Below are 20,907 nucleotides of genomic sequence, written 5' to 3' on the forward strand. Positions count from 1 at the left end.
TTCCCTATTATTAATTATCTGACAATTAGTCTTTTTTAACTTGGTTCATTACTTCTTCAGCAAAGTTTTCTTGACGTTTCTCAAGACCTTCCCCTACTTCATAACGAACGAATGATTGGATTTTTCCGCCTTTTGATTCAACGAATTGTCCCACTTTTTGATCAGGGTTCTTAACGAAAGCTTGTTCGTTAACACAGATTTCTTCGTAGAATTTATTGATACGTCCTTCAACCATTTTTGCAACGATTTTTTCAGGTTTGCCTTCATTAAGCGCTTGTTGCGTAAGAACTTCGCGTTCGCGTTCTAATTCGCTAGCATCTACTTGGTCGCGAGAGATATATTTAGGGTTGATTGCAGCGATATGCATTGAAACGCCTTTAGCTGCCTCTTCGTCAGTTGTACCTTCAAGAACTGATAGTACGCTGATCCGTCCACCCATGTGAAGGTATGCACCAAATGCGTCGTTATCTGTTTTAGAAACGACTTGGAAACGGCGAAGAGTTAATTTTTCCCCAATTTTAGCAACTGCAGCATTGATATGATCTGCTACTTTTGCTCCATTTTCCATTGTTTGCTCAAGAGCTGCTTCAACGCTTTCAGGTTTGTTAGCAAGAAGGAATGCAGCCAATTCTTTAACAAGATTTTGGAAGCCTTCGTTTTTAGCAACGAAATCAGTTTCTGAGTTCACTTCAAGAATAACCGCTTGGTTACCTTCCACAACGATTGAAGTTAAACCTTCAGCAGCAATACGGTCGCCTTTATTAGCAGCTTTTGCAATTCCTTTTTCACGTAGGAAATCGATTGCCTTTTCCATATCGCCTTCTGTTTGTACAAGTGCCTTTTTACAGTCCATCATACCGGCACCAGTTTTTTCACGCAATTCTTTAACTAATTGTGCAGTGATTGCCATAATATATATCCTCCTCAAATTAAATGCAGTTTATTCAATCTTTACCCATTATTGCCAAAAAATACTGATTATCATCAAAGAAAATAACGAGCCTTGACAATATTTCAGAAAAAACATCCACTTTTTCAGTCAATATGACGGAACTAAATCAGCTGATGATTTTCATCCCTAAAAAATCGCCCATACCTTTTAAAAAAGACATTACGTACAGTGATTTTATGTATGCTTATTTAGTGCAAAAAAAAGGGATAAAAGGCATTATCCTCTTATCACCTTTTTCTTACTGAATAAGCAACCTTTTTACTTATTAAGCAGTAGTTGTTTCAGTTGCTGTTTCTTCGCCTTGTTTAGCTTCTAAGATAGCATCTGCCATTTTACCTGTTAATAATTTAACAGCACGGATTGCATCGTCATTCGCAGGAATAACTACATCGATTTCATCCGGATCACAGTTTGTATCAACGATACCAACAAGCGGAATGTGTAATTTGTGTGCTTCCGCAACAGCAATACGCTCTTTGCGAGGGTCGATAACGAAGATCGCATCTGGAAGAGTCTTCATATCTTTAATACCGCCTAAGAATTTCTCTAAGCGATCCCATTCTTTTTTAAGTTGGATAACTTCTTTTTTAGGAAGGACTTCGAAAGTTCCGTTTTCTTCCATTTTTTCGATATCTTTAAGACGAGAGATACGTTTTTGGATTGTTTCAAAGTTTGTTAAAGTTCCACCTAACCAACGTTGGTTAACATAGTACATACCAGAACGGATAGCTTCTTCTTTAACGGATTCTTGAGCTTGTTTTTTAGTTCCGACGAAAAGAACAGTACCACCGTTAGCAGCTAGTTCTTTCACGAAGTTATAAGCTTCTTCAACCTTTTTAACTGTTTTTTGAAGGTCGATGATGTAGATGCCGTTACGCTCAGTGAAGATATATTTCTTCATTTTTGGGTTCCAGCGACGTGTTTGGTGTCCGAAATGCACACCAGCTTCAAGCAATTGTTTCATAGAAATGACTGACATTTTAGTTCCTCCTAAATGGTTTTGTTTTTCCTCCGCACCGATCATTTTCATACAGAAACTGTTATAACAGCACCATCTGCAAGAATCACGGGGCGTGTGTATTAACACCATTTCATAATATATCATAATAGCCCTGCACAATCAAGAGATAACTTTATCTATTCATGCGAAACTTTAGTAATAGCTCTATCTCGGTTTGACCGCGACCTAACTTTTTGGCGATTTCCTCTATTGAATATCCTTGATCCGCTAACATATCCACTTTTTCATTTAATGATCGTTCATTTAACGAGGCCTGCAGCATGTCTGAAATGCCAGCCGGCTTCCCCTCGTTTTGAGGGGAAGTGACAGCCGATGAAAGCTCCAATTTGTCCTCGACTTTTACGGGTAAAGCATTGGTCCCATTTTCTTCAGGCATAATTTTATAGGCGTTGATCGCCTGTTTTTTTGCAGCGGCGCGGCTTCCCTCTTTATAATCTAGCAGGATGTTTTGCTCTTGTTTTTCTTCTTTATCTTCCTTTGTTTCTTTGATTGAACCATGTACTTGTCCTTTTTGTCCATGCTCGGGATTCATTGCCACCGAATTGGTGAATGCCTTCACCAATGTCTCGTTGTCCTCTTTCATCTCCATTAAATAACCAGACAAAAGTTGTTCCATTTCTCCAATGATGGCTTTTTGGTCTTTTTCCATCTTACTTAAACGATTTTGACGAAGATATAAAACGATGATGGCGAAAATGGTGAATATGTTTAATACAAACAACAGAAATATAAAAAATGCTGACATGTTGCCTCCTAAATTAACCGGAATAGTCAATCCTGTTACCTTAATACGTTTGGGGATTTTTTTCACTGTTGTTTTTTCTTGATTACTCTCTAAGCTCGTCTTGACTAAGTACAGTATTATTGATGCGAGTACCCGTAGAATTCTTTCAAGCTGGCAGGGGGCTTTCTTCGTTCAATTGGGATTTTTATGCTTCCCAGACTCCATAGCCCTCTTCAATCAAAATATCATGATTAATTTTTTTGATCTTGCATCGTGTTTCTTAATTTATATATCGCTTTTGAATGAATTTGAGATATCCGGGACGTAGATAGGCTCATCACTTGCCCGATTTCGGTTAATGTTAGTTCTTCTTTATAAAAAAGCTGTAAAACCAACTGTTCTTTTTCATTAAGGGTTTCGATGACTTTGGCTAATTCAACATACAGTTCTTCCCTTAACACATGTTCCTCAGGTAAATCCGCCTTTTCATCCTTAATATGAAAATTCGCGCTTTCTTTATCGTCCTCTTGGGGATTTTCATCCATTGATAGTACATTGGCAAAGAAGTTCTCATTTAATGCAGCATATACTTCATCTTCCGGAATATTCAACTCAGCGGCAATCTCGTTTGGAGAAAGGTTCCTCATGTATTGCTGCTCCAGCTTTTCTATTGCAGCTTCAATTTTCTTGGCTTTATCTCTTGCACTCCGCGGAAGCCAATCCTCTTTTCTTAATCCATCTAAAATAGCACCACGTATTCTAAATGATGCATATGTGTCAAACTTCAGGTCACGCTTCGTGTCAAAACGTTCCAGGGCATCGAATAACCCCATCATCCCTAAACTCCTTATATCATCCCGGCTCACATTTTTGGGAAGACTTACTGAAATACGTTGAACATGATACGATACGAGAGGTATGTATTTCTTCACCAAAATGTCCCCGGCTAGCGAATCTCTGCGATCCACCCAATTCTTCCAACATAACTGCTCTTCTTCGATGGTCAGATGAGACATTGGACATCCTCCTAACATTGTTATACGATTTGTGATCAAATCGGCCCCTAAAGCCATAAATGCAATAATAATTCGATTGCTACTGTACCTGTCATAGGCTTTTCAAAAGCCAAATCCGATCTTATATGTTTTTAGTCCCTTTTGTAACGGTCCGTATATTTAGCAAACAATCACTTAAATTGAATTCAATCGTTCTCCCGCTATTCCCGCCGACATCTTCGGCAACGATTCTAATGCGCAAGTCAGATAATTCTTTCCGGACAGCTTCCACATTCCGGGGTCCAATTCTCATTAAATCCCCTCCGGAGGCAAATTGAAACATTTGCGCTCCGCCAGCCAACTTCGCTTTTAGGAATGGCATTTTTGCGCCTTCTTTTACTAAGAGCTGCACTAATTCCTTTATCGCCGTATCTGCAAATTTGGCAACGTTAATCGGTCCCGATTTAGCTAGTGAAGAGTCAGGCAGCATGATATGTGCCAAACCCGCAATATCTTTTTTCTCATCATAAATTACAACACCAACACACGACCCCAACCCGGAAGTGCGAATCGTATAGGGAGGTTTTATAATATTCATATCCGCTATTCCAACCTTAACAACCTGGACCTTTAACAATTCAGTCATTAGGTGACACTCCTAAAGCGGAAAAAATGATATCAAAAAATCCGGGATCAGGTAATAGAAAGAAATGACCTTTAATGGAGTCAGCAAAAAGCTGGTCTTTTTCTAGTACAGTATCAATGACGATGGCTGCGTCACTTACTTGAGATAACTCCAATAATCCATAACTGATCGTTGCCCCTACCATATCGATGCTCAAGGATGGAACGGATGGATGGATATTCAATCGGGTGAAATCAGAAAGGGAAGAGAGATAGGATCCCGATAAGATATTCCCTAATTCCAGAAGGCAAGAGAGTGCCAATTCAGTATATGGTGCGGATTCTATCAAAAAGGTTTCATCCCCGGTCATCTTACGAATCAAGTATTCAGCTACAGGAAGCGAAAGGATAAAAAACATACTTCCTGAAGCATCACCTTCTATTCTAAGGAAAACGCTGGCAACGACGTGATCGGCCCCGCCAGCCATTTCCATCATTTCATCAAAGGAAACGGTTCGGACATTAGGAACATTCATATCAATTTTCCTATTAAGGATGGCAGAAAGTGCAGTTGCTGCGTTCCCTGCACCTATATTGCCGATTTCCTTCAAAATATCGAGTTGGAGAGGGTTTATTTTCTCAATGAACGACATATGATTATCCTTCTCTAAACATATTTTCAGTCATTTCCAGACTTAGAGCCTTCTCCAAATTGATCAGGACTAGCAGTCGCTTTTCAATTTTAGCCACTCCGCTAATGTATTCTGAAGCCAAATGTCCCACAACTTCAGGCTGAGGTTCGATACTTTCGACTGGAATATCCAAAACATCATTGGCAGAGTCCACTATTAATCCGACTTCCATATCATCCAGAATGACGATGATAATCCTTGTTGATTCATCGTATTCCACCTCTTCGAAACCAAAACGCACCCGTAAATCAATAATCGGAGTGATTACACCCCTTAGATTTATGACTCCCTTAACAAACTTTACTGCCTTTGGAACTCTGGTAATATGCAGGATCTTTTCGATACCGCTGACCTTATCCACTGGAATTGCATATTCTTTATCCTTAATTTGAAATACGATTACTTTCATATCCTCCGACATCCATTCCCCTCCTTTTAATAAACTCATGATTGGTGTGTAGTCTTAACGAAAATCTGAATCGAAACGGTTGAACCAACGTCCCATTACCCTGCCCCATTTATCTATCATTCAATGAATCAATGTGTTGCAATCTATGATTAACGCAACTTGACCATCACCAAGAATCGTTGCCCCCGATATTGCAAATGCGCTAGTTAAATAATTACCTAATGATTTCAGAACGATTTCCAGCTGCCCGATGAATGAATCAACGACTAAACCGGCTAATTTATCGCCTTTTCTTACAATGACAACAGAGAGGGACTCATCTTCTTCCTGACTGATAGGCACTTCAAATATATCTTTCAAGAATAGAAGCGGCAGAATTTTCCCCCTGAAGTCAATAACCTGTTGATTATGGGCATTCAAGATATCTGCTTTTTTTATGATTGCTGTTTCTATTATGGAAGAAAGCGGTATGGCATATTTTTCGTTTTGGATTGCAACCAGCATGACAGAGATAATGGACAATGTAAGCGGAAGCTGAATAAGGAAGATGGAACCTTCATTCTCTTTGGAATCGATCGTGACAGATCCACCGAGAGACTCAATAGTATTTTTAACCACATCCAGCCCCACACCGCGCCCCGATACATCAGAAATGGTTTCCGCTGTTGAGAAACCAGAAGCGAATATCAATTCATAGATTTGCTTATCCGTTAGGGTGGCGGCAGTTTCCTTCGTTAATATCCCATTGGATAGCGCCTTGTTCAAAACTCGATCTTTATTGATTCCTGCACCGTCATCCTCGATTTCAATGAAAACATGATTGCCGCTGTGGTAGGCTTTTAACAGGATTTTACCTTCTTCATTCTTTCCTTTCGCCAAACGTTCTTCAGGTGTTTCAATTCCATGATCCATGGCGTTTCTTAATAAATGGACCAGAGGATCACCGATTTCATCAATGACTGTACGATCAAGTTCCGTTTCGGCACCGGTGATTTCCAAATTGACTTTCTTGTTTAAATCCCTTGCCAATTGACGAACCATTTTAGGAAAACGATTGAATACAGTTTCCACGGGAACCATCCGCATATTCAATACGATTGTTTGTAAATCACTTGTTATACGGGACATTCTTTCTACTGTTTCATGCAATTCTTGATTATCCAAATCACTGGAAATTTGATCAAGTCTGCCTCTATCGATTACTAGTTCCTCGAATAGGTTCATTAATATATCAAGCCGCTCAATGTTCACCCGAATGGTCTTGCTTGATGCCGGCTTAACGGGTACCTGTTTTTTCTTATCATCATTATCAGTTGGAAGCACGGCATGCTTTGTCTCTTGTTCCGGAATTTCAGCAACTTGATCCTCTATAGAATTGGCTGCATGCCTCAAGCCTTCAAGATCAAGAGGGTTTACAACAACTTGATCCACTTCGGAAACTTTCATGATTTTTTTCTTTATCTCATCACTCGATTCTGTTGTTACCATCGTGACCGTAAATTGCTGATCGAATTGCTCTTCTTCCAAAAGTTCGACGGGTGGGTGTGACTTGATTATTTCACCTGACTTCTCAAGCACCTCGAATGCCATAAACACCCGGGCAGCTTTTAAAAGACAGTCCTCACGCAACCCTATCGAAATTTCAAAGCTATTGAAGCCTTGATCTTTGGACTGCTGAAGCACTGTCCATTCAAATTCATCGTACTCACCCGCAGTCATTTCCTCTTTTTCAAGGACGGCAGAAGCTGCTGCAATCTCTGCAATGGTGGAAGAAACGGGTGACTCCCCTTTTTCAATCATTTCCAGCTGATGGACAACCTCCTCCACATTTCTTTTTCCATCTCCACCTTCAGCAATGGACATGACCATCGCTTCTAAATCATCCACCGCTAAAAATATCACGTCAAATAATTCTGACGAAAGGGTGATTTGACTGTTTCGGATCGCATCCAACACATTCTCCATTTTATGAGTTAAATTACTTAAATCCTCATACCCCATAGTTGCCGACATCCCTTTTAAGGTATGGGCGGAACGAAAGATTTCGTTTACGATCGAGAGGTCTTCCGGGTTCTTTTCGAGTACCAGCAACTGTTCGCTGCACGTTTGAAGATGTTCTTTACTTTCTTCTATAAATACCTCTAAATACTGATTCATATCCATACAATCTCACACCTCCACATGTTAACAATAGCTTATTATCGCTTTTGCTATTTTTTCTACATCCTCTATGCTATCTATTAACTTGGTATTGATTGCCGCCTTAGGCATACCAAAAACGATTGATGTCTCCTGTGATTCGGCTATCGCCTTTAAAGGACCCTCTTGTTTAAGCTTCATGAGTCCCGTCGCCCCGTCCATCCCCATCCCGGTCATGATAACGGCTATTTTCGCAGAATCATTCATTTCACTTACCGATTCAAATAGCACATCAACCGACGGGCGATGTCCATTACGCAATTCGGATTGATCCAAAAGGATTGCCCAGCTCATCCCGACTTTCCTCACTTTCAGGTGAAAACCTCCAGGTGCGATGTAGGCGACACCTTTTTGAATCAGTTCCCCCTCTACAGCTTCCTTCACTTTAATCTTGCATAATGTATCAAGGCGTGTTGCCAAGGATTTTGTGAAACCGGGGGGCATATGCTGGACAATGAGTATCGGAGCATCAACTTCCTCCGGGAGTCCTGCCAAGACGGTCTGCAGAGCTCTCGGGCCTCCTGTTGATGTACCTATGACTATTATTTTTTTGTACCCATGGTACCATTTTTTTTGATTTTTTTCATTTTTCGACGATTCTATTGAATCTATTTTACTATATTTTTCCCAAACGAATGGACTTCTTTCAAAATTCATCGCATTTTTTTCTAGTTTGTGAACATTTGCCCTGCTGGCAGCCATTACTTTTTCATGGAGTTCTTTCTTGATTTTATGTAAATCCAATGAAATGGCACCTGAAGGTTTAGCCACAAAGTCAAAGGCTCCACTGTTCATGGCGGCAAATGTATTTTCCGTTCCTTTTTTCGTTGTGCTTGATAGCATCACTACAGCGGTTGGGTATTCCGTCATGATCAGGTTTAATGCTTCCAATCCGTCCATAATCGGCATTTCCACATCCAAAGTCACAACATCGGGTTTTAAAGCCTTTATTTTGTCTATGGCATCTCTTCCATTCCTGGCAGTACCGATGACTTCCACCCTGCTATCTTCTGCTAAAAACTCTGAAATTAACTTTCTCATAAACGCAGAATCGTCCACTATCAGCACTTTTACTTTACCCATATAAGGAGACCTACTTTCCAAAAAAATATCTCTTCATATTTTGGAGGAAATGGCTTTTTTGCAAAGTCAATTCTTCTCCAAATGAATGATTTGCATATCTCGAAGCAATGTCAATAATGGCTTTGGATACATCGGCTTCAGAATCGAAAAGGAGAAAGGGCATTTGTTTGGTAACAGATTTGGGTACGGTTCTATCATCTGGCAAGTACCCTAGAGCTACAGTTTCCAGTCCCAAAAATTTCACTAATGCATTTTGGAGCCGCTTAATCGTTTCTTTGCCGTCCTTACTCGTGAAAACCCGATTGCAAACCAGGAACAATGGAATCTGTTTATTTACTGAATGGATATATTTCATTGCGGAATATGCATCCATGATAGAAGTGGGTTCAGGCGTCGTGATAACGACTAATTCATCCACACATAACAGGAACTTCATGGAATCCTGAGTGATGCCTGCACCCATATCAAATAAGATATAATCGTAATTCGCCAACAATAAACCGAATTCTTCATTAAACCGGGTATGCTTATCTTCATCAAGTGAAAAGAGTTTCGTCAACCCCGTTCCACCTGTAATGATTGAAATGTTTCCCGGTCCTGCTATGATGATATCCTTCAAACTACAATCGTTTTCAAAAAAATCAATAATGCTGCAGGGAGAGTGTTCGCCGATCAAAATATCAATATTCCCCATACCGATATCCATGTCGAACAACAGCACTTTTTTGCCTCTTTGGGATAAGGCAATGGAAAAATTCAAAGAAAAGTTTGATTTTCCCACTCCACCTTTCCCGCTTAAAACGGCAATCGTTTTGGCCATTGATTGATTTTGGCGGGCTTCCAATCTTCTTCGTAAATTCTCAGCTTGATCTTTCATATTTTTTAGCCCCAAAGGCCATTTTCAATAGCTGTGATGATGTAGCTATTTCAATATCGTCTGGCACATTCTGTCCATCTGTTATATAGGCGGCTCCTAATTTATGAGTGTGTATAAAATTGAATATCGGCCCGAAAGTGGAGGTTTCGTCCGCTTTTGTAAAAATGACCTGTTTAATAGGTATGGCAGCAAACTGCCGATAAATATCTTCCATATCCTTTTGTTTAGAGGTCAATGACAACACTAAATAGGTTTCCATCTCATCTGTAAAATGGATGATTTCATTAAGATCCTTGACATATTGCGGGTTACGGAAATTCCTTCCGGCCGTATCAATAAAAACAAAATCATAATGGGAGAAACGTTCAGCCGCCCTTTTGAAGTCTTCCAAATTATAAGCGACTTCAATTGGGACGTTTAAAATCTTGGCATATGTCTTAAGTTGATCTATTGCAGCAATCCTGTACGTATCCGTCGTAATGAAAGCCACCTTTTTATCATGCTTTAACATGGTTTCCGCAGCTACTTTTGCCAGGGTCGTTGTCTTTCCCACACCTGTTGGGCCAACAATATTAATATACCTTTTTTGCAGCCCGGGTTTTCCGTTTTCAACCTTTTCCAAAATCCCGAACATGGCTTCTTCCAACCAAACTTGAACCTCTTCATCAGTGGATTGTTGTTTAAAAACGAACCATTTTTCAAGTAGTTCATCCATGATTTTGGACCGAAGTGATATATCCACTTCCTGCTCGGTTAGGTATTCGTGGATTTTCTCCAGTTTCCCCGGATATTTTCTATCAGGTGAATAGATTTGCAAACTCTTTATCATATCTTTCAAGCCTTCGATTTCTTTTAATAGGTCAGCACTTTCCCTATTCCCTTCATTAGGTTCAGGGACATGACTTGCCATATCCAGCTTTGATGGCAACTTCTTCGATTTTTGTTTGGTTACGGCATGGATAGGCCGGGACACGGGTTCCCTGGCTGCAATGACTTCAATATTCCTCTTTTTGAATAACCCTAAGAAACCGCCATTATATACAGCCTTCGAGCTTAAGATTACTGCATCACTGCCTAGTTCAGCCCTTATTCGCTTCATTGCCTCGTTCATTGATGGCGCCAAATATTTCTTTACCTTCAATCGATATTCACCACCCCTACACTTTGTACTTCTACATTAGATTCGAGTTCATTGTATGAAAGAATCGGTACATTAGGAAAATAACGTTCAGTTAATTGCCGGGCATACATCCTTACTGCTGGAGAGCAGAGTAGGATCGGTTGGTGATCCATTAGGGTCAGCTCTTCCAATTTGGCTGCAACTGCCTCCAATATGGATTGCGATCTAGTTGGATCCAATGATAAAAAATTACCATGTTCAGTTTGCTGTACACCATCCGCGATGGTCTTTTCAACTTTACCCGATAATGTTATGACTTTAATTCTATTTTCATCCGAAATAAAAGAATTCGTTATTTGTCTTGCTAAATTCTGCCTTACATATTCAGTAAGCAAATCCGTGTCAGTCGATAACTTGCCATAATCAGCAAGTGTTTCGAAAATGATCGGTAAGTTCCTTATCGAAACTTTCTCCTTCAATAATTTTGCCAATACCTTTTGTACATCTCCTATCGACAAGGGGTTCGGAGTGACTTCCTCTACTAGTATAGGTGCAGATTCGTGGAGATGATCGATCAATTGTTTCGTTTCCTGCCTGCCCAATAATTCCTGCGCATTGGCCTTTATGACTTCCGTCAAGTGGGTGGATACAACACTTGGCGGGTCCACAACTGTATAACCCAGCATCTCGGCATGTTCTTTCATATCATCCGTAATCCACTTGGCCGGTAAACCGAAAGACGGTTCTATCGTATCGATTCCTTCTATTGAATCATCCTCCATCCCTGGACTCATGGCCAAGAAATGATTAAGGAGCAATTCCCCCTTTGCCATGACACTTCCCTTAATCTTCAGCCGATACTCATTAGGATTCAATTGAATATTATCTCGTATTCTGACGACAGGGATCACGAGCCCCAACTCAATTGCAAGCTGCCGGCGGATCATGACGACCCGGTCCAGCAGGTCTCCCCCTTGATTGGCATCCGCAAGCGGAATCAATCCATATCCAAACTCAAACTCGATCGGGTCGACACTTAAAAGGTTAACGACGCTTTCTGGACTTTTCATTTCATCGGTTTCGAGCACTTCTTCCATTTCTTGTATTTCACTTTCGTCCTGCTTCGGTATCCTTGAAATTGTATACCCTCCAACGACTAATAAAGCAGCGATCGGAATGGTGAATATGTCGGAAATGGGAGTGAATAACCCTAAAAGGAAAATGGTTGCTGCTGTTAGGTAAAGCATTTTGGGAAATTGAAATAACTGTTCAACAATATCCGCTCCAAGGTTTCCATTCGAGGCTGCCCGGGTTACGACAATTCCCGTAGCTGTAGAAATCAATAAAGCTGGTACCTGACTTACGATACCGTCACCAACCGATAACATGGAAAAATGGACGGCTGCTTCTCCAAAGCTCATGTCCAATTGCATGACGCCAATGATCATACCGAAAATCAAGTTAATGATGACAATGATGATGCCCGCTATGGCGTCCCCTTTAACAAACTTACTCGCTCCATCCATGGATCCATAAAAGTCTGCTTCGTTACTAATTTTTTCCCTTCTGGCACGTGCTTCGTTTTCGGAGATCATCCCAGCATTTAAATCTGCATCGATGGCCATCTGTTTCCCCGGCATCGCATCCAGCGTAAACCTTGCCGCTACCTCGGAAACCCGTTCGGAACCTTTCGTGATGACGATGAAATTGATGATGACCAAAATGATGAATACAACTAATCCTACAAGCACGTTACCGCCGACTACAAACGACCCAAAGGTTTCTACGACTCCCCCAGCATCACCATAGGTCAAGATGGCACGAGTCGTCGAAACATTCAACCCCAGCCTGAACAATGTCAGTAAAAGGAGCAAGGAAGGAAAGATTGAAAATTCGAGAGGTTCTTTCATATTCATCGTAGTCAATAGAACCAGCAACGCAAGAGAGATATTTAAAAGGAGTAAAATACTTAACAACCATGTTGGCAATGGAATGACCAACATGGCAACGATCATGATGACGCTCGATATAACAACTAAATCTCTTGCTCGCATGTTTTTTTCTCTCCTAACTAGCGGGTTACCCTATTACTTCTTTACAGTTTACCTTTGGTTTTATATACAAAGGCCAGTATTTCAGCGACCGCCTTAAAGAACTCTTCAGGTATCGCCTGGCCTAATTCAGCTTGATCATATAAAGACCTGGCCAAAGGCCGATTTTCCACCATGGTCACATCGTTTTCTTTGGCAATGAATTTAATTTTCTGAGCAACAAAATCAACGCCCTTTGCCACTACATACGGAGCCTCAGCTTTTTCTTCATCATATTTTAAAGCAATGGCAAAATGCGTAGGGTTAGTGATGACGACATCCGCATTGGGAATTTCCTGCATCATTCTTTGAGCGGCCATCTGCCTCTGCTTTTGCTTTATCTTGGATTTGATGAGCGGGTCCCCTTCAGAATTTTTATACTCATCCTTAATATCCTGTTTGGACATCCGGATGTTTTTTTCAAAGTCATATTTTTGATACAAATAGTCTAATAGAGCAATGAACAATAAAGCCACGGCAGCATAAAATCCTACTTTAATCGTAATATCCGCCAATGTTGCCATCGCTTCTCCCACAGAAATCTGTGATAAAATCATAATCTCGTCCATGCGCTGCCATAGTACATAAAAGGCAACAAAACCAACAAATGATATTTTAAGAATGGATTTCAATAATTCAACAATGGCCCTCATTGAAAAAATACGTTTGAATCCTTTAATGGGATCCAATTTATCAAGTTGGAACTGAATGGATTCAGTCGAAAACAAAAAACCGACTTGCATGACATTAGCCAATATCCCAGCCACTATCGCTGCAGCAAAAACGGGTCCTAGGATAATGCCCATCTCCTTTAAAACCTCAATCATGATGATTTGCATATTCTCCTCACTGAATCCAGTCAAGGAAAAATGTTGCAGATATTCTTTCATGAGACCGAGCAGATGATTATACATGTACGGTCCCATAAGCAATAACACCGAAAACACTGCAATTAAATTCACAGAGGTATTTACATCCTGACTCTTTGCCACCTGACCTTTTTTCTTCGAATCCTGACGTTTTTTGGGAGTCGCCTTTTCGGTCTTCTCACCAGCGAAAAACTGCAAATCCAACTGAAACCTCTCCATATTAAACGCCTCCAATCAACTGCATTAGATGACGCATGGTCAAAAGCAAGAAATTGAAGAGTTGGGTGACAACCGTCATCATCATCCCCATTACCAGTATGATAACCGCTAAGCCGGCAATGATTTTCACTGGAATCCCGACAACGAACACATTTAATTGAGGGACTGTCCTGGCAAGGATCCCCAGCGTGACATCCACTAAGAAAATACTGCCCACTACAGGTATGGACATTTGAAAAGCAATCATGAAAGCTTTGCTGAAAGCTTTGGCCAAATATTCTATCAGTGCATGATCTCCGAATGGTACAAATAATTGGTCAATCGGGATGAACTGATAACTATAAAAAATTCCATCCAAAAGCAAATGGTGGCCATTGGTACTCAATAGGAATAACAAAGCGATTGTATAGAGGTATTGTCCCATCAACGGGCTTTGTGCCCCCGTTTGGGGATCGATGACATTCGCTATTGAAAAACCCATTTGAAAATCAATCAATCCTCCAGCGATTTGAACGGCCGATAAAATCATATACGCTGCAAACCCAATGAAAAGGCCAACAAGCGCTTCCTTCATGATCAATAAATAATATGTGACATCCAATTCCAGAACCGGAGCATCGATGGTGTAGTACATGATCCAGGCAAGGAAGATTCCAAGCCCGACCCGATGTTGTACCGGTATTGAACGGTACGAAAAAATCGGCATGGCCACGAAAAACGTAGTGACCCGGACCACAATTAATAAAAAGGCGGGAAAGTGCGGAAATAATTCCTCCATGCCCTACCCTACAAATCGATTCAGATTACCGAATATTTCATTTGCATATGATAATAGGTGGCTCAGCATCCATGGAGCCAATAAAATGAGTCCCAATAAGACTGCGACGATTTTTGGAACAAATGCCAAGGTTTGTTCCTGAATCTGTGTAGTCGCCTGAAAGATGCTTACTAATAGTCCTACAATAAGAGCGATTACCATCAATGGGCCAGCGATAATCAATACCATATAAATTCCTTTTTCTGCTATATCAATAACAAAATCTGCACTCATTTTTCTCACCTGCTTAAAAACTCTGTAATAAAGACTTCACTACTAAATACCACCCGTCAACAAGAATGAAAAGGAGGATTTTAAATGGCAGGGAAATCATGACTGGCGGCAACATCATCATCCCCATCGACATCAGGACACTTGCAACGACCATATCAATAACCAAAAAGGGAATGAAAATCATGAAACCTATTTGAAAAGCTGTTTTGATTTCACTGATTGCAAAAGCAGGTACAAAGGCAGTCAAGGGAATGTCCTGTATCGTTTCAGGCTTATCCACCTTGGCATATTCCAAGAATAGCTCAAGGTCCTTCTGCCTTGTATGGGCACTCATGAATTCCTTAAATGGTATCGAGGCCTGTACATATGCTTCTTCTAAATCTATCTCTTCATTAAATAACGGGGTTAGTGCCTTTTCATTCACTTCCTGAAAAGTCGGTGCCATTATGAAAAATGTCATGAAAAGTGCCAGGCCAATCAACACCTGATTCGGCGGCATCTGTTGTGTGGCAAGAGATGTTCTCACAAAGCTCAGGACAATGATGATTCTTGTAAAACAGGTCATCAAGATCAATATGCTTGGAGCCAGCGATAAGACAGTCATCAGAAGAACAAGTTTGACGGAAGTAGAGACATTGGTGGGATCACTGTTATTAAAAAACTCCATGAACTCATTCATTCATTGTCTCTTCCTTTCCTATCAAGCTCCTTTAACAGCCTTTTCCTGCTATCAGACATTTGATCAAGCTGATTTTTGAATTCTGCAGAGAAACTAGCGGTTTCGGATCCGCTTTTCTTCTTCCACTTATTTTTCAACTTCATTGCAAGTTCCCCAGGCTGGATCATTTGATCGATCTTATCGTTGTGATCTTTCAAAAGCTGTTCATATTCCTCGGGATCATCTATTTCTTTCAAGAGCTGAATATTTTCGCCGACCCCGATCACCAATATTCGCCCGCCGACTTTAACAAGCTGGACAGAACGATTTGCACCAAGGCTCGTACCGCCTAAATTCTCCACTGAATTCGCCTTTTGATACGATTTACTTTTTTTATTGATGAACTTTAATAGGATATATAGAAGTGCCACTACAAAAATAGTAGCAAATATCATCCTCAGAAACTCCCAAGCGGTTATTCCCACTTTGCCAGGATTCGTTGCCTGTTTGGTAGATTTCGAGTCTATTGATCCACCTTTATCCACCTTTAGATCATCTGGCTGTACATAAACATCCTTCACTGTTTTTTCAAGATCTTCCGCCTGGGCCTGTATGGCCCCAGAGAAGAATATTGCGATCATCAGTGAGACCTGAAGCCATTTTTTAATTAAAAACAATATGAAGACACCCTCTTAACTTAATGCTTTATTTATGGCTTCCAAAACACGGTCTGCCTGGAATGGCTTCACGATAAAGTCTTTTGCACCCGCCTGGATTGCATCAATGACCATGGCTTGCTGTCCCATCGCTGAACACATGATGACCTTAGCTTGAGGATTCACCTTTTTAATTTCCTTTAATGCTGTAATTCCATCCATTTCGGGCATGGTAATATCCATCGTTACAAGATCCGGATGGGTTTCTTTATATTTTTCCACTGCTTGGGCGCCATCTGCTGCTTCCCCGACTATTTCAAAACCATTTTTAGAAAGGATATCCTTTATCATCATTCTCATAAATGCTGCATCGTCCACAATTAAAATTCTATTAACCATTATTTCGTCCCCCAAATTATCTTATTTTATTTAATCGGTCACTTTGACTCATGATATCCGTAACACGCACTCCAAAGTTTTCATCAATCACCACTACCTCACCTTTTGCTATCAAGCAGCTGTTTACCAGGATATCCACTGGTTCACCCGCTAATTTATCCAATTCGATGATTGATCCGGAGGACAGCTCCAAAATATCCTTGACAGAGCGTTTCGTTCTTCCAAGCTCCACAGTTACTTGCAAAGGGATATCCATCAGCATGCTGAGATTTTTCGTTTCAGACTCCTGAAGCTGATTAGGCTGAAAACTAGTGAAACTGGCAGGCTGAACATTTACCGGCTGTCCTGTTGGTACGGATGAAACTCCAAAATGTTGTGGTACATTCGGTATATGGTTCACAGGTTGGGTTTGGTGACCGCCTTGTCCATACGTTTCATTTGCCGCTCGATCAGACCGGGTGTCCTGGAATGGTGCCGGCTCCTGAGTTGGAATGTTTGTTACTGGATCACTTAGTACCTTTTGCTTTTCCATCTCGGCAGGTTCGCTTTCACTCGTCCCATTTAATAATTCAGAAACTAACCCTTTAGCAAACTCTAATGGCAACAATTGCATAATGCTGGAATCAATTAAGTTGCCGACACGGAGACGGAATGAGATTTTTGCAAATAAATCCTCATCCGGTATCGCATTTTCACCTTCACCATTTAAAAAGTTAAGTAAATCTATGCTAGGTGGAGAAATATCCACTTTTTTACTGAAAATGGTCGACATGGATGTTGCAGCGGAACCCATCATTTGGTTCATGGCTTCCTGGACAGCACTCAGTTGAATTTCCCCAAGCAGGTCGGAAGGATTCCCCCCATCTCCGCCAAGCATCAAATCCGCAATGATAGCAGCATCGCTCTGCTTGATGACCAGCATATTTATACCTGAAAAACCTTCTGTATATTGCACTTGAATCGCTACATACGGATGCGGGAATTCTTCCGCGATCTGTCCCCTTTCAATTAAGGTAACCGTCGGGGTGGTGATATCCACTTTCTGATTCAACAAAGTAGATAGGGCAGTGGCCGAACTTCCGAAGGAGATATTACCAATTTCACCGAGGGCGTCGAGTTCCATCATCGATAAATAATCTTCAATCGAGAGAGGGAGCACCTCATCTTCTATATCACTTGTACCTTTTAAAAGGGCATCTATCTCATCTTGTGAAAGCATTTCATCACTTACCATCTTCGTCTCCCCCTTTCAAAATATCAAGAATCTGGATAGCATGTTTTTTTCCTACTTTTCCTGGCTGGCCGCTGTATTTTGGGATCCCTCCAATTGTAATCGTCAAAGGTTCATCGATTGCCTTATTTAAATCGATGACATCGCCAACATCAAGCAGCAAAAAATCTTGGATGGTGATGTCCGTGGAACCAAGTTCGGAAATAATGGGAAGATCTGCGTTTCGGATACGCTTTTCCAAAATCATGATTTCCTCTGGGATTTTTTCCTTTTGGGAATTTTCCATCCAATAATGAGCAGATAACTTTGGTATGATCGGTTCCAATACTACGTGAGGAATGCAAACATTAATCATTCCGCTTGTTTCGCCGATTTGTGTATTCAAGGAAATGACCACAACAGTATCGTTGGGCGAAACCAGTTGTAAAAATTGTGGATTCACCTCGAACTCTGTCATCACCGGTTCGATTTCAACAATCGTCCCCCAAGCCTCCTGTAAATTTTCAAAAGCCTTCTCGAATAAATTCGACATGATTTTCGTTTCTATTTCGGTTAAACTATCTACCTTATTCTCGCTTATGCCCCGCCCGCCCAAAACACGGTCCATCATGGAATAAGCGATATTCGGGTTGACCTCAAGAATGATTCGGCCATCCAAGGGCGGCACCTCAAAAACATTCATGATGGTCATTTTAGGAATCGATCGGATAAACTCTTCGTATGGTATTTGATCTGCCGAAGCAACGGATATTTGGACATATGTTCTAAGCTGAGCAGAAAAATAGGTGGTCAGCAGCCTTGCAAAGTTCTCGTGTATCCTGGTCAAACTCCTGATTTGATCCTTTGAAAACCGAAGCGCCCTTTTAAAGTCGTATACTTTCACTCTTTTTTCTACTTCTTCTTTTTTTAAATCATCTGCATCCATTTCACCTGTGGAAATGGCCGATAACAAAGCATCGATTTCATTTTGCGATAATATTTCCCCGGACATTAACACTCACCTCCAAAGCTTCTCCTTCTTATTTAATGAAGCAAGGATGTTCTTATTGCAGAATCGAGGAGGTTATATAAACCTTTTCAACTTTTCCTTCTTCCATTAATTCATTCATTCTAGTCTTTAACGCTTCTTGAAGCTTCTCCTTGCCTTTTTTACCGGTTAACTCTTCCGCTTTCATTTCGGATAGTTCGGTAATGATGATATTTATCACTTGAAAATTCCTTTTTTCCAACTCTTCTTTTGCTTTTTTATTTTCTGTTTGGACCATGAATGAGATTTTGATATAATCATTGCCGGCAAGATTCGTAGTAATTTCAGGAATCTCAACTGAAGATTTGACAATTTCGTCAATGCTAGGTTTATCTTCGGCAGATGAGGGATCAGATAACTTTGTCACAGCCACGACCGCCATGACACCAACAAGCGTTATAGCCACGAGTATAATCAACATAATGGTCAATAGATTTTTTTTCATGAACTTTCCTCCACATCCTTACGAAAACCGAGAATATTAACGGTACGATAAAATTGTATTATAGCTTCAACCAGTTCCTCTTCCTTCTCTAGCACAACGATTTTCTTACCATTTGTAAAAGTAATGGTAGTATCTGGCAATGACTCGACTGTGTCTATGTACAATGCATTGATATAAAAGGATTTTCCATTGAGCCTTGTGACTTTGATAATGATATTTAGGAGCCAGAGCAAAAAGCGCCTGGCTCCTCCCTCCCTTAACCTATCGTTTTAAGTTAACTAATTCCTGTAAAATTTCATCCGACGTCGTGATGATCCTCGAATTCGACTGGAAACCACGTTGCGCAACGATCATTTCAGTAAACTCTTCGGATAAATCCACATTGGACATTTCCAAAGAACCTGATGCAATCACACCGCGCCCCTCACCTGCGATATTGATATTTGCAGTACCTGAATTGATTGATTCCTGAAAAGTATTGCCACCGGTTTTCGTCAAGCCTGATGCATTGGAAAACTTGGCGACGGCCAGTTGGCCTAAGGTAGTGATCAGACCGTTGGAATAAACACCATTTATTTCCCCTGATGAACCAATATTAAAGCTTTCCAGTTTACCTTCTTTATTACCATTCGGATTGACAAGAGCAGTGGTGGAACCTTTAACTTGAGTAAGGTTCGAGAAATCAAAATCCAAATTAACTTTTTGTACGCTTTCATCAACTGGTGTATCCGAGTCATCCTCTTTGCCGCTTGAAATGTTAATGGTTTGACCTGCCTGGGTTTTATCACCTGCCACTATCTGACCATTAGCGTCGAAATTAACCGAAGTGAACGGTTTTGGTTTAGTAGCTGATGTATCCCCCAAAGCAGCAGGTTCTTCATCAAAAAGCTCCCATTTATCATCACCGGTTTTTTGGAAATAGATAGTTGCCGTTTGCTCTTTCCCCTTGTCATCCACAACTTTCATTTGCTGGCTAAATACGGTACCATCAATTGCGTCAGCAGCTAGATTTCCACTTACTGATATTTTAGTAGTGGTGATGGCAGGTAAGATCGCATTTACGTTAACAGCAACGTCGCCAATCGTTTTTGATCGTTTCCCGTTTTCATCAACCTTGTAAGCCTGTACTTTCAAACCATTCGCGTTGACAAGCGTACCATTATCATCCAGATAAAAGTTTCCTGCACGTGTATATGAAAGAGAATCGCCTTGCTTGACGACGAAATAGCCATCACCAGATATTCCTAAATCAAGATCGCGGCCGGTGGTTTGCAGGCTTGACTGTGTATGGATCGTATCGATTGTAGCAATCGTGGAGCCCAATCCAATTTGTTTAGAATTGGTTCCGCCTTTATTGGCTGTTGCTGCACTTGCACCAGATACTGTTTGGTTCATCGCATCGCTGAATGTCACACGGCTTTTTTTGAAACCATATGTATTGACATTGGCGACGTTATTACCGATAACATCCAATTTTGTTTGTAAGTTTTTTAATCCGCTTATTCCCGAATACATTGAACGAAGCATGTATAAGCTCCCCTTTCATATAAAGACTGCTTCCGTCAT

Annotated in this window: 23 protein-coding genes; all 23 read right to left on the reverse strand. The window is 40.8% G+C overall.

What is annotated here, in order from left to right:
- Positions 1 to 25 precede the first annotated feature (25 nt).
- The 23 genes from tsf to J7E52_RS23380 all read right to left on the reverse strand — a co-directional run bounded on the left by tsf (position 26) and on the right by J7E52_RS23380 (position 20,868).
- Positions 26 to 910, reverse strand: coding sequence for a translation elongation factor Ts (gene tsf / locus J7E52_RS23270; RefSeq protein ID WP_214750743.1), 885 nt, complete (start codon positions 908 to 910; stop codon positions 26 to 28).
- A gap of 307 nt (positions 911 to 1,217) precedes the next feature.
- The gene (gene rpsB / locus J7E52_RS23275) at positions 1,218 to 1,931 is read right to left on the reverse strand and encodes a 30S ribosomal protein S2 (RefSeq protein ID WP_214750744.1); all 714 of its coding nucleotides are present in this window, start codon (positions 1,929 to 1,931) and stop codon (positions 1,218 to 1,220) included.
- Between the two features lie 154 nt (positions 1,932 to 2,085).
- On the reverse strand, positions 2,086 to 2,718 hold the full coding sequence (locus J7E52_RS23280; RefSeq protein WP_214750745.1) for a hypothetical protein: 633 nt from the start codon (positions 2,716 to 2,718) through the stop codon (positions 2,086 to 2,088).
- 230 nt (positions 2,719 to 2,948) lie between these two features.
- Positions 2,949 to 3,713: a FliA/WhiG family RNA polymerase sigma factor gene (locus J7E52_RS23285; protein ID WP_214750746.1), complete on the reverse strand. Its 765-nt coding sequence runs from the start codon at positions 3,711 to 3,713 to the stop codon at positions 2,949 to 2,951.
- A 121-nt stretch (positions 3,714 to 3,834) separates the two neighbouring features.
- Positions 3,835 to 4,338 (reverse strand): chemotaxis protein CheD, encoded by a 504-nt coding sequence (locus tag J7E52_RS23290; protein WP_214750747.1) that lies wholly within the window; start codon positions 4,336 to 4,338, stop codon positions 3,835 to 3,837.
- Positions 4,331 to 4,969, reverse strand: a complete 639-nt coding sequence (locus J7E52_RS23295; protein ID WP_214750748.1) for a chemotaxis protein CheC — start codon at positions 4,967 to 4,969, stop codon at positions 4,331 to 4,333. The genes J7E52_RS23290 and J7E52_RS23295 overlap by 8 nt, the downstream gene beginning before the upstream one ends.
- 4 nt (positions 4,970 to 4,973) lie before the next feature.
- Positions 4,974 to 5,429: a chemotaxis protein CheW gene (locus tag J7E52_RS23300; RefSeq protein WP_214750749.1), complete on the reverse strand. Its 456-nt coding sequence runs from the start codon at positions 5,427 to 5,429 to the stop codon at positions 4,974 to 4,976.
- Positions 5,430 to 5,537: 108 nt separating this feature from the next.
- Complete coding sequence (locus tag J7E52_RS23305; RefSeq protein WP_214750750.1) at positions 5,538 to 7,580, reverse strand: chemotaxis protein CheA; 2,043 nt, start codon at positions 7,578 to 7,580, stop codon at positions 5,538 to 5,540.
- A gap of 21 nt (positions 7,581 to 7,601) precedes the next feature.
- A complete protein-coding gene (locus J7E52_RS23310; RefSeq protein ID WP_214750751.1) occupies positions 7,602 to 8,699 on the reverse strand; it encodes a protein-glutamate methylesterase/protein-glutamine glutaminase in 1,098 nt (365 codons plus the stop codon).
- Positions 8,700 to 8,709: 10 nt separating this feature from the next.
- Entirely contained in the window at positions 8,710 to 9,576 is an 867-nt protein-coding gene (locus J7E52_RS23315; protein WP_214750752.1) for a MinD/ParA family protein, read from the reverse strand.
- The gene (flhF, locus tag J7E52_RS23320) at positions 9,560 to 10,717 is read right to left on the reverse strand and encodes a flagellar biosynthesis GTPase FlhF (RefSeq protein WP_214750753.1); all 1,158 of its coding nucleotides are present in this window, start codon (positions 10,715 to 10,717) and stop codon (positions 9,560 to 9,562) included. The genes J7E52_RS23315 and flhF overlap by 17 nt, the downstream gene beginning before the upstream one ends.
- The gene (gene flhA, locus J7E52_RS23325) at positions 10,714 to 12,750 is read right to left on the reverse strand and encodes a flagellar biosynthesis protein FlhA (protein ID WP_214750754.1); all 2,037 of its coding nucleotides are present in this window, start codon (positions 12,748 to 12,750) and stop codon (positions 10,714 to 10,716) included. The genes flhF and flhA overlap by 4 nt, the downstream gene beginning before the upstream one ends.
- Before the next feature lie 41 nt (positions 12,751 to 12,791).
- Entirely contained in the window at positions 12,792 to 13,874 is a 1,083-nt protein-coding gene (gene flhB / locus J7E52_RS23330; RefSeq protein WP_214750755.1) for a flagellar biosynthesis protein FlhB, read from the reverse strand.
- A 1-nt stretch (position 13,875) separates the two neighbouring features.
- Positions 13,876 to 14,652, reverse strand: coding sequence for a flagellar biosynthetic protein FliR (fliR, locus tag J7E52_RS23335; protein WP_214750756.1), 777 nt, complete (start codon positions 14,650 to 14,652; stop codon positions 13,876 to 13,878).
- 3 nt (positions 14,653 to 14,655) lie between these two features.
- A complete protein-coding gene (gene fliQ / locus J7E52_RS23340; RefSeq protein WP_101224658.1) occupies positions 14,656 to 14,925 on the reverse strand; it encodes a flagellar biosynthesis protein FliQ in 270 nt (89 codons plus the stop codon).
- Positions 14,926 to 14,938: 13 nt separating this feature from the next.
- Complete coding sequence (gene fliP, locus J7E52_RS23345; protein ID WP_137019734.1) at positions 14,939 to 15,604, reverse strand: flagellar type III secretion system pore protein FliP; 666 nt, start codon at positions 15,602 to 15,604, stop codon at positions 14,939 to 14,941.
- Complete coding sequence (locus tag J7E52_RS23350; RefSeq protein WP_214750757.1) at positions 15,601 to 16,260, reverse strand: flagellar biosynthetic protein FliO; 660 nt, start codon at positions 16,258 to 16,260, stop codon at positions 15,601 to 15,603. The genes fliP and J7E52_RS23350 overlap by 4 nt, the downstream gene beginning before the upstream one ends.
- A 15-nt stretch (positions 16,261 to 16,275) precedes the next feature.
- Positions 16,276 to 16,638 (reverse strand): chemotaxis protein CheY, encoded by a 363-nt coding sequence (gene cheY / locus J7E52_RS23355; RefSeq protein WP_214750758.1) that lies wholly within the window; start codon positions 16,636 to 16,638, stop codon positions 16,276 to 16,278.
- Positions 16,639 to 16,654: 16 nt separating this feature from the next.
- The gene (gene fliY / locus J7E52_RS23360; RefSeq protein WP_214750759.1) at positions 16,655 to 17,872 is read right to left on the reverse strand and encodes a flagellar motor switch phosphatase FliY; all 1,218 of its coding nucleotides are present in this window, start codon (positions 17,870 to 17,872) and stop codon (positions 16,655 to 16,657) included.
- The gene (fliM, locus tag J7E52_RS23365; protein WP_214750760.1) at positions 17,862 to 18,860 is read right to left on the reverse strand and encodes a flagellar motor switch protein FliM; all 999 of its coding nucleotides are present in this window, start codon (positions 18,858 to 18,860) and stop codon (positions 17,862 to 17,864) included. Before fliM ends, fliY begins: the two co-directional genes overlap by 11 nt.
- A gap of 52 nt (positions 18,861 to 18,912) precedes the next feature.
- Positions 18,913 to 19,341 (reverse strand): flagellar basal body-associated protein FliL, encoded by a 429-nt coding sequence (gene fliL, locus J7E52_RS23370; RefSeq protein ID WP_214750761.1) that lies wholly within the window; start codon positions 19,339 to 19,341, stop codon positions 18,913 to 18,915.
- Positions 19,338 to 19,553, reverse strand: coding sequence for a flagellar FlbD family protein (locus tag J7E52_RS23375; RefSeq protein WP_214750879.1), 216 nt, complete (start codon positions 19,551 to 19,553; stop codon positions 19,338 to 19,340). The genes fliL and J7E52_RS23375 overlap by 4 nt, the downstream gene beginning before the upstream one ends.
- Before the next feature lie 49 nt (positions 19,554 to 19,602).
- On the reverse strand, positions 19,603 to 20,868 hold the full coding sequence (locus tag J7E52_RS23380) for a flagellar hook protein FlgE (protein ID WP_214750762.1): 1,266 nt from the start codon (positions 20,866 to 20,868) through the stop codon (positions 19,603 to 19,605).
- Positions 20,869 to 20,907 lie beyond the last annotated feature (39 nt).

Source organism: Bacillus sp. ISL-34 (assembly GCF_018613325.1).
In the GTDB taxonomy this organism is placed as follows: domain Bacteria; phylum Bacillota; class Bacilli; order Bacillales; family DSM-1321; genus Peribacillus.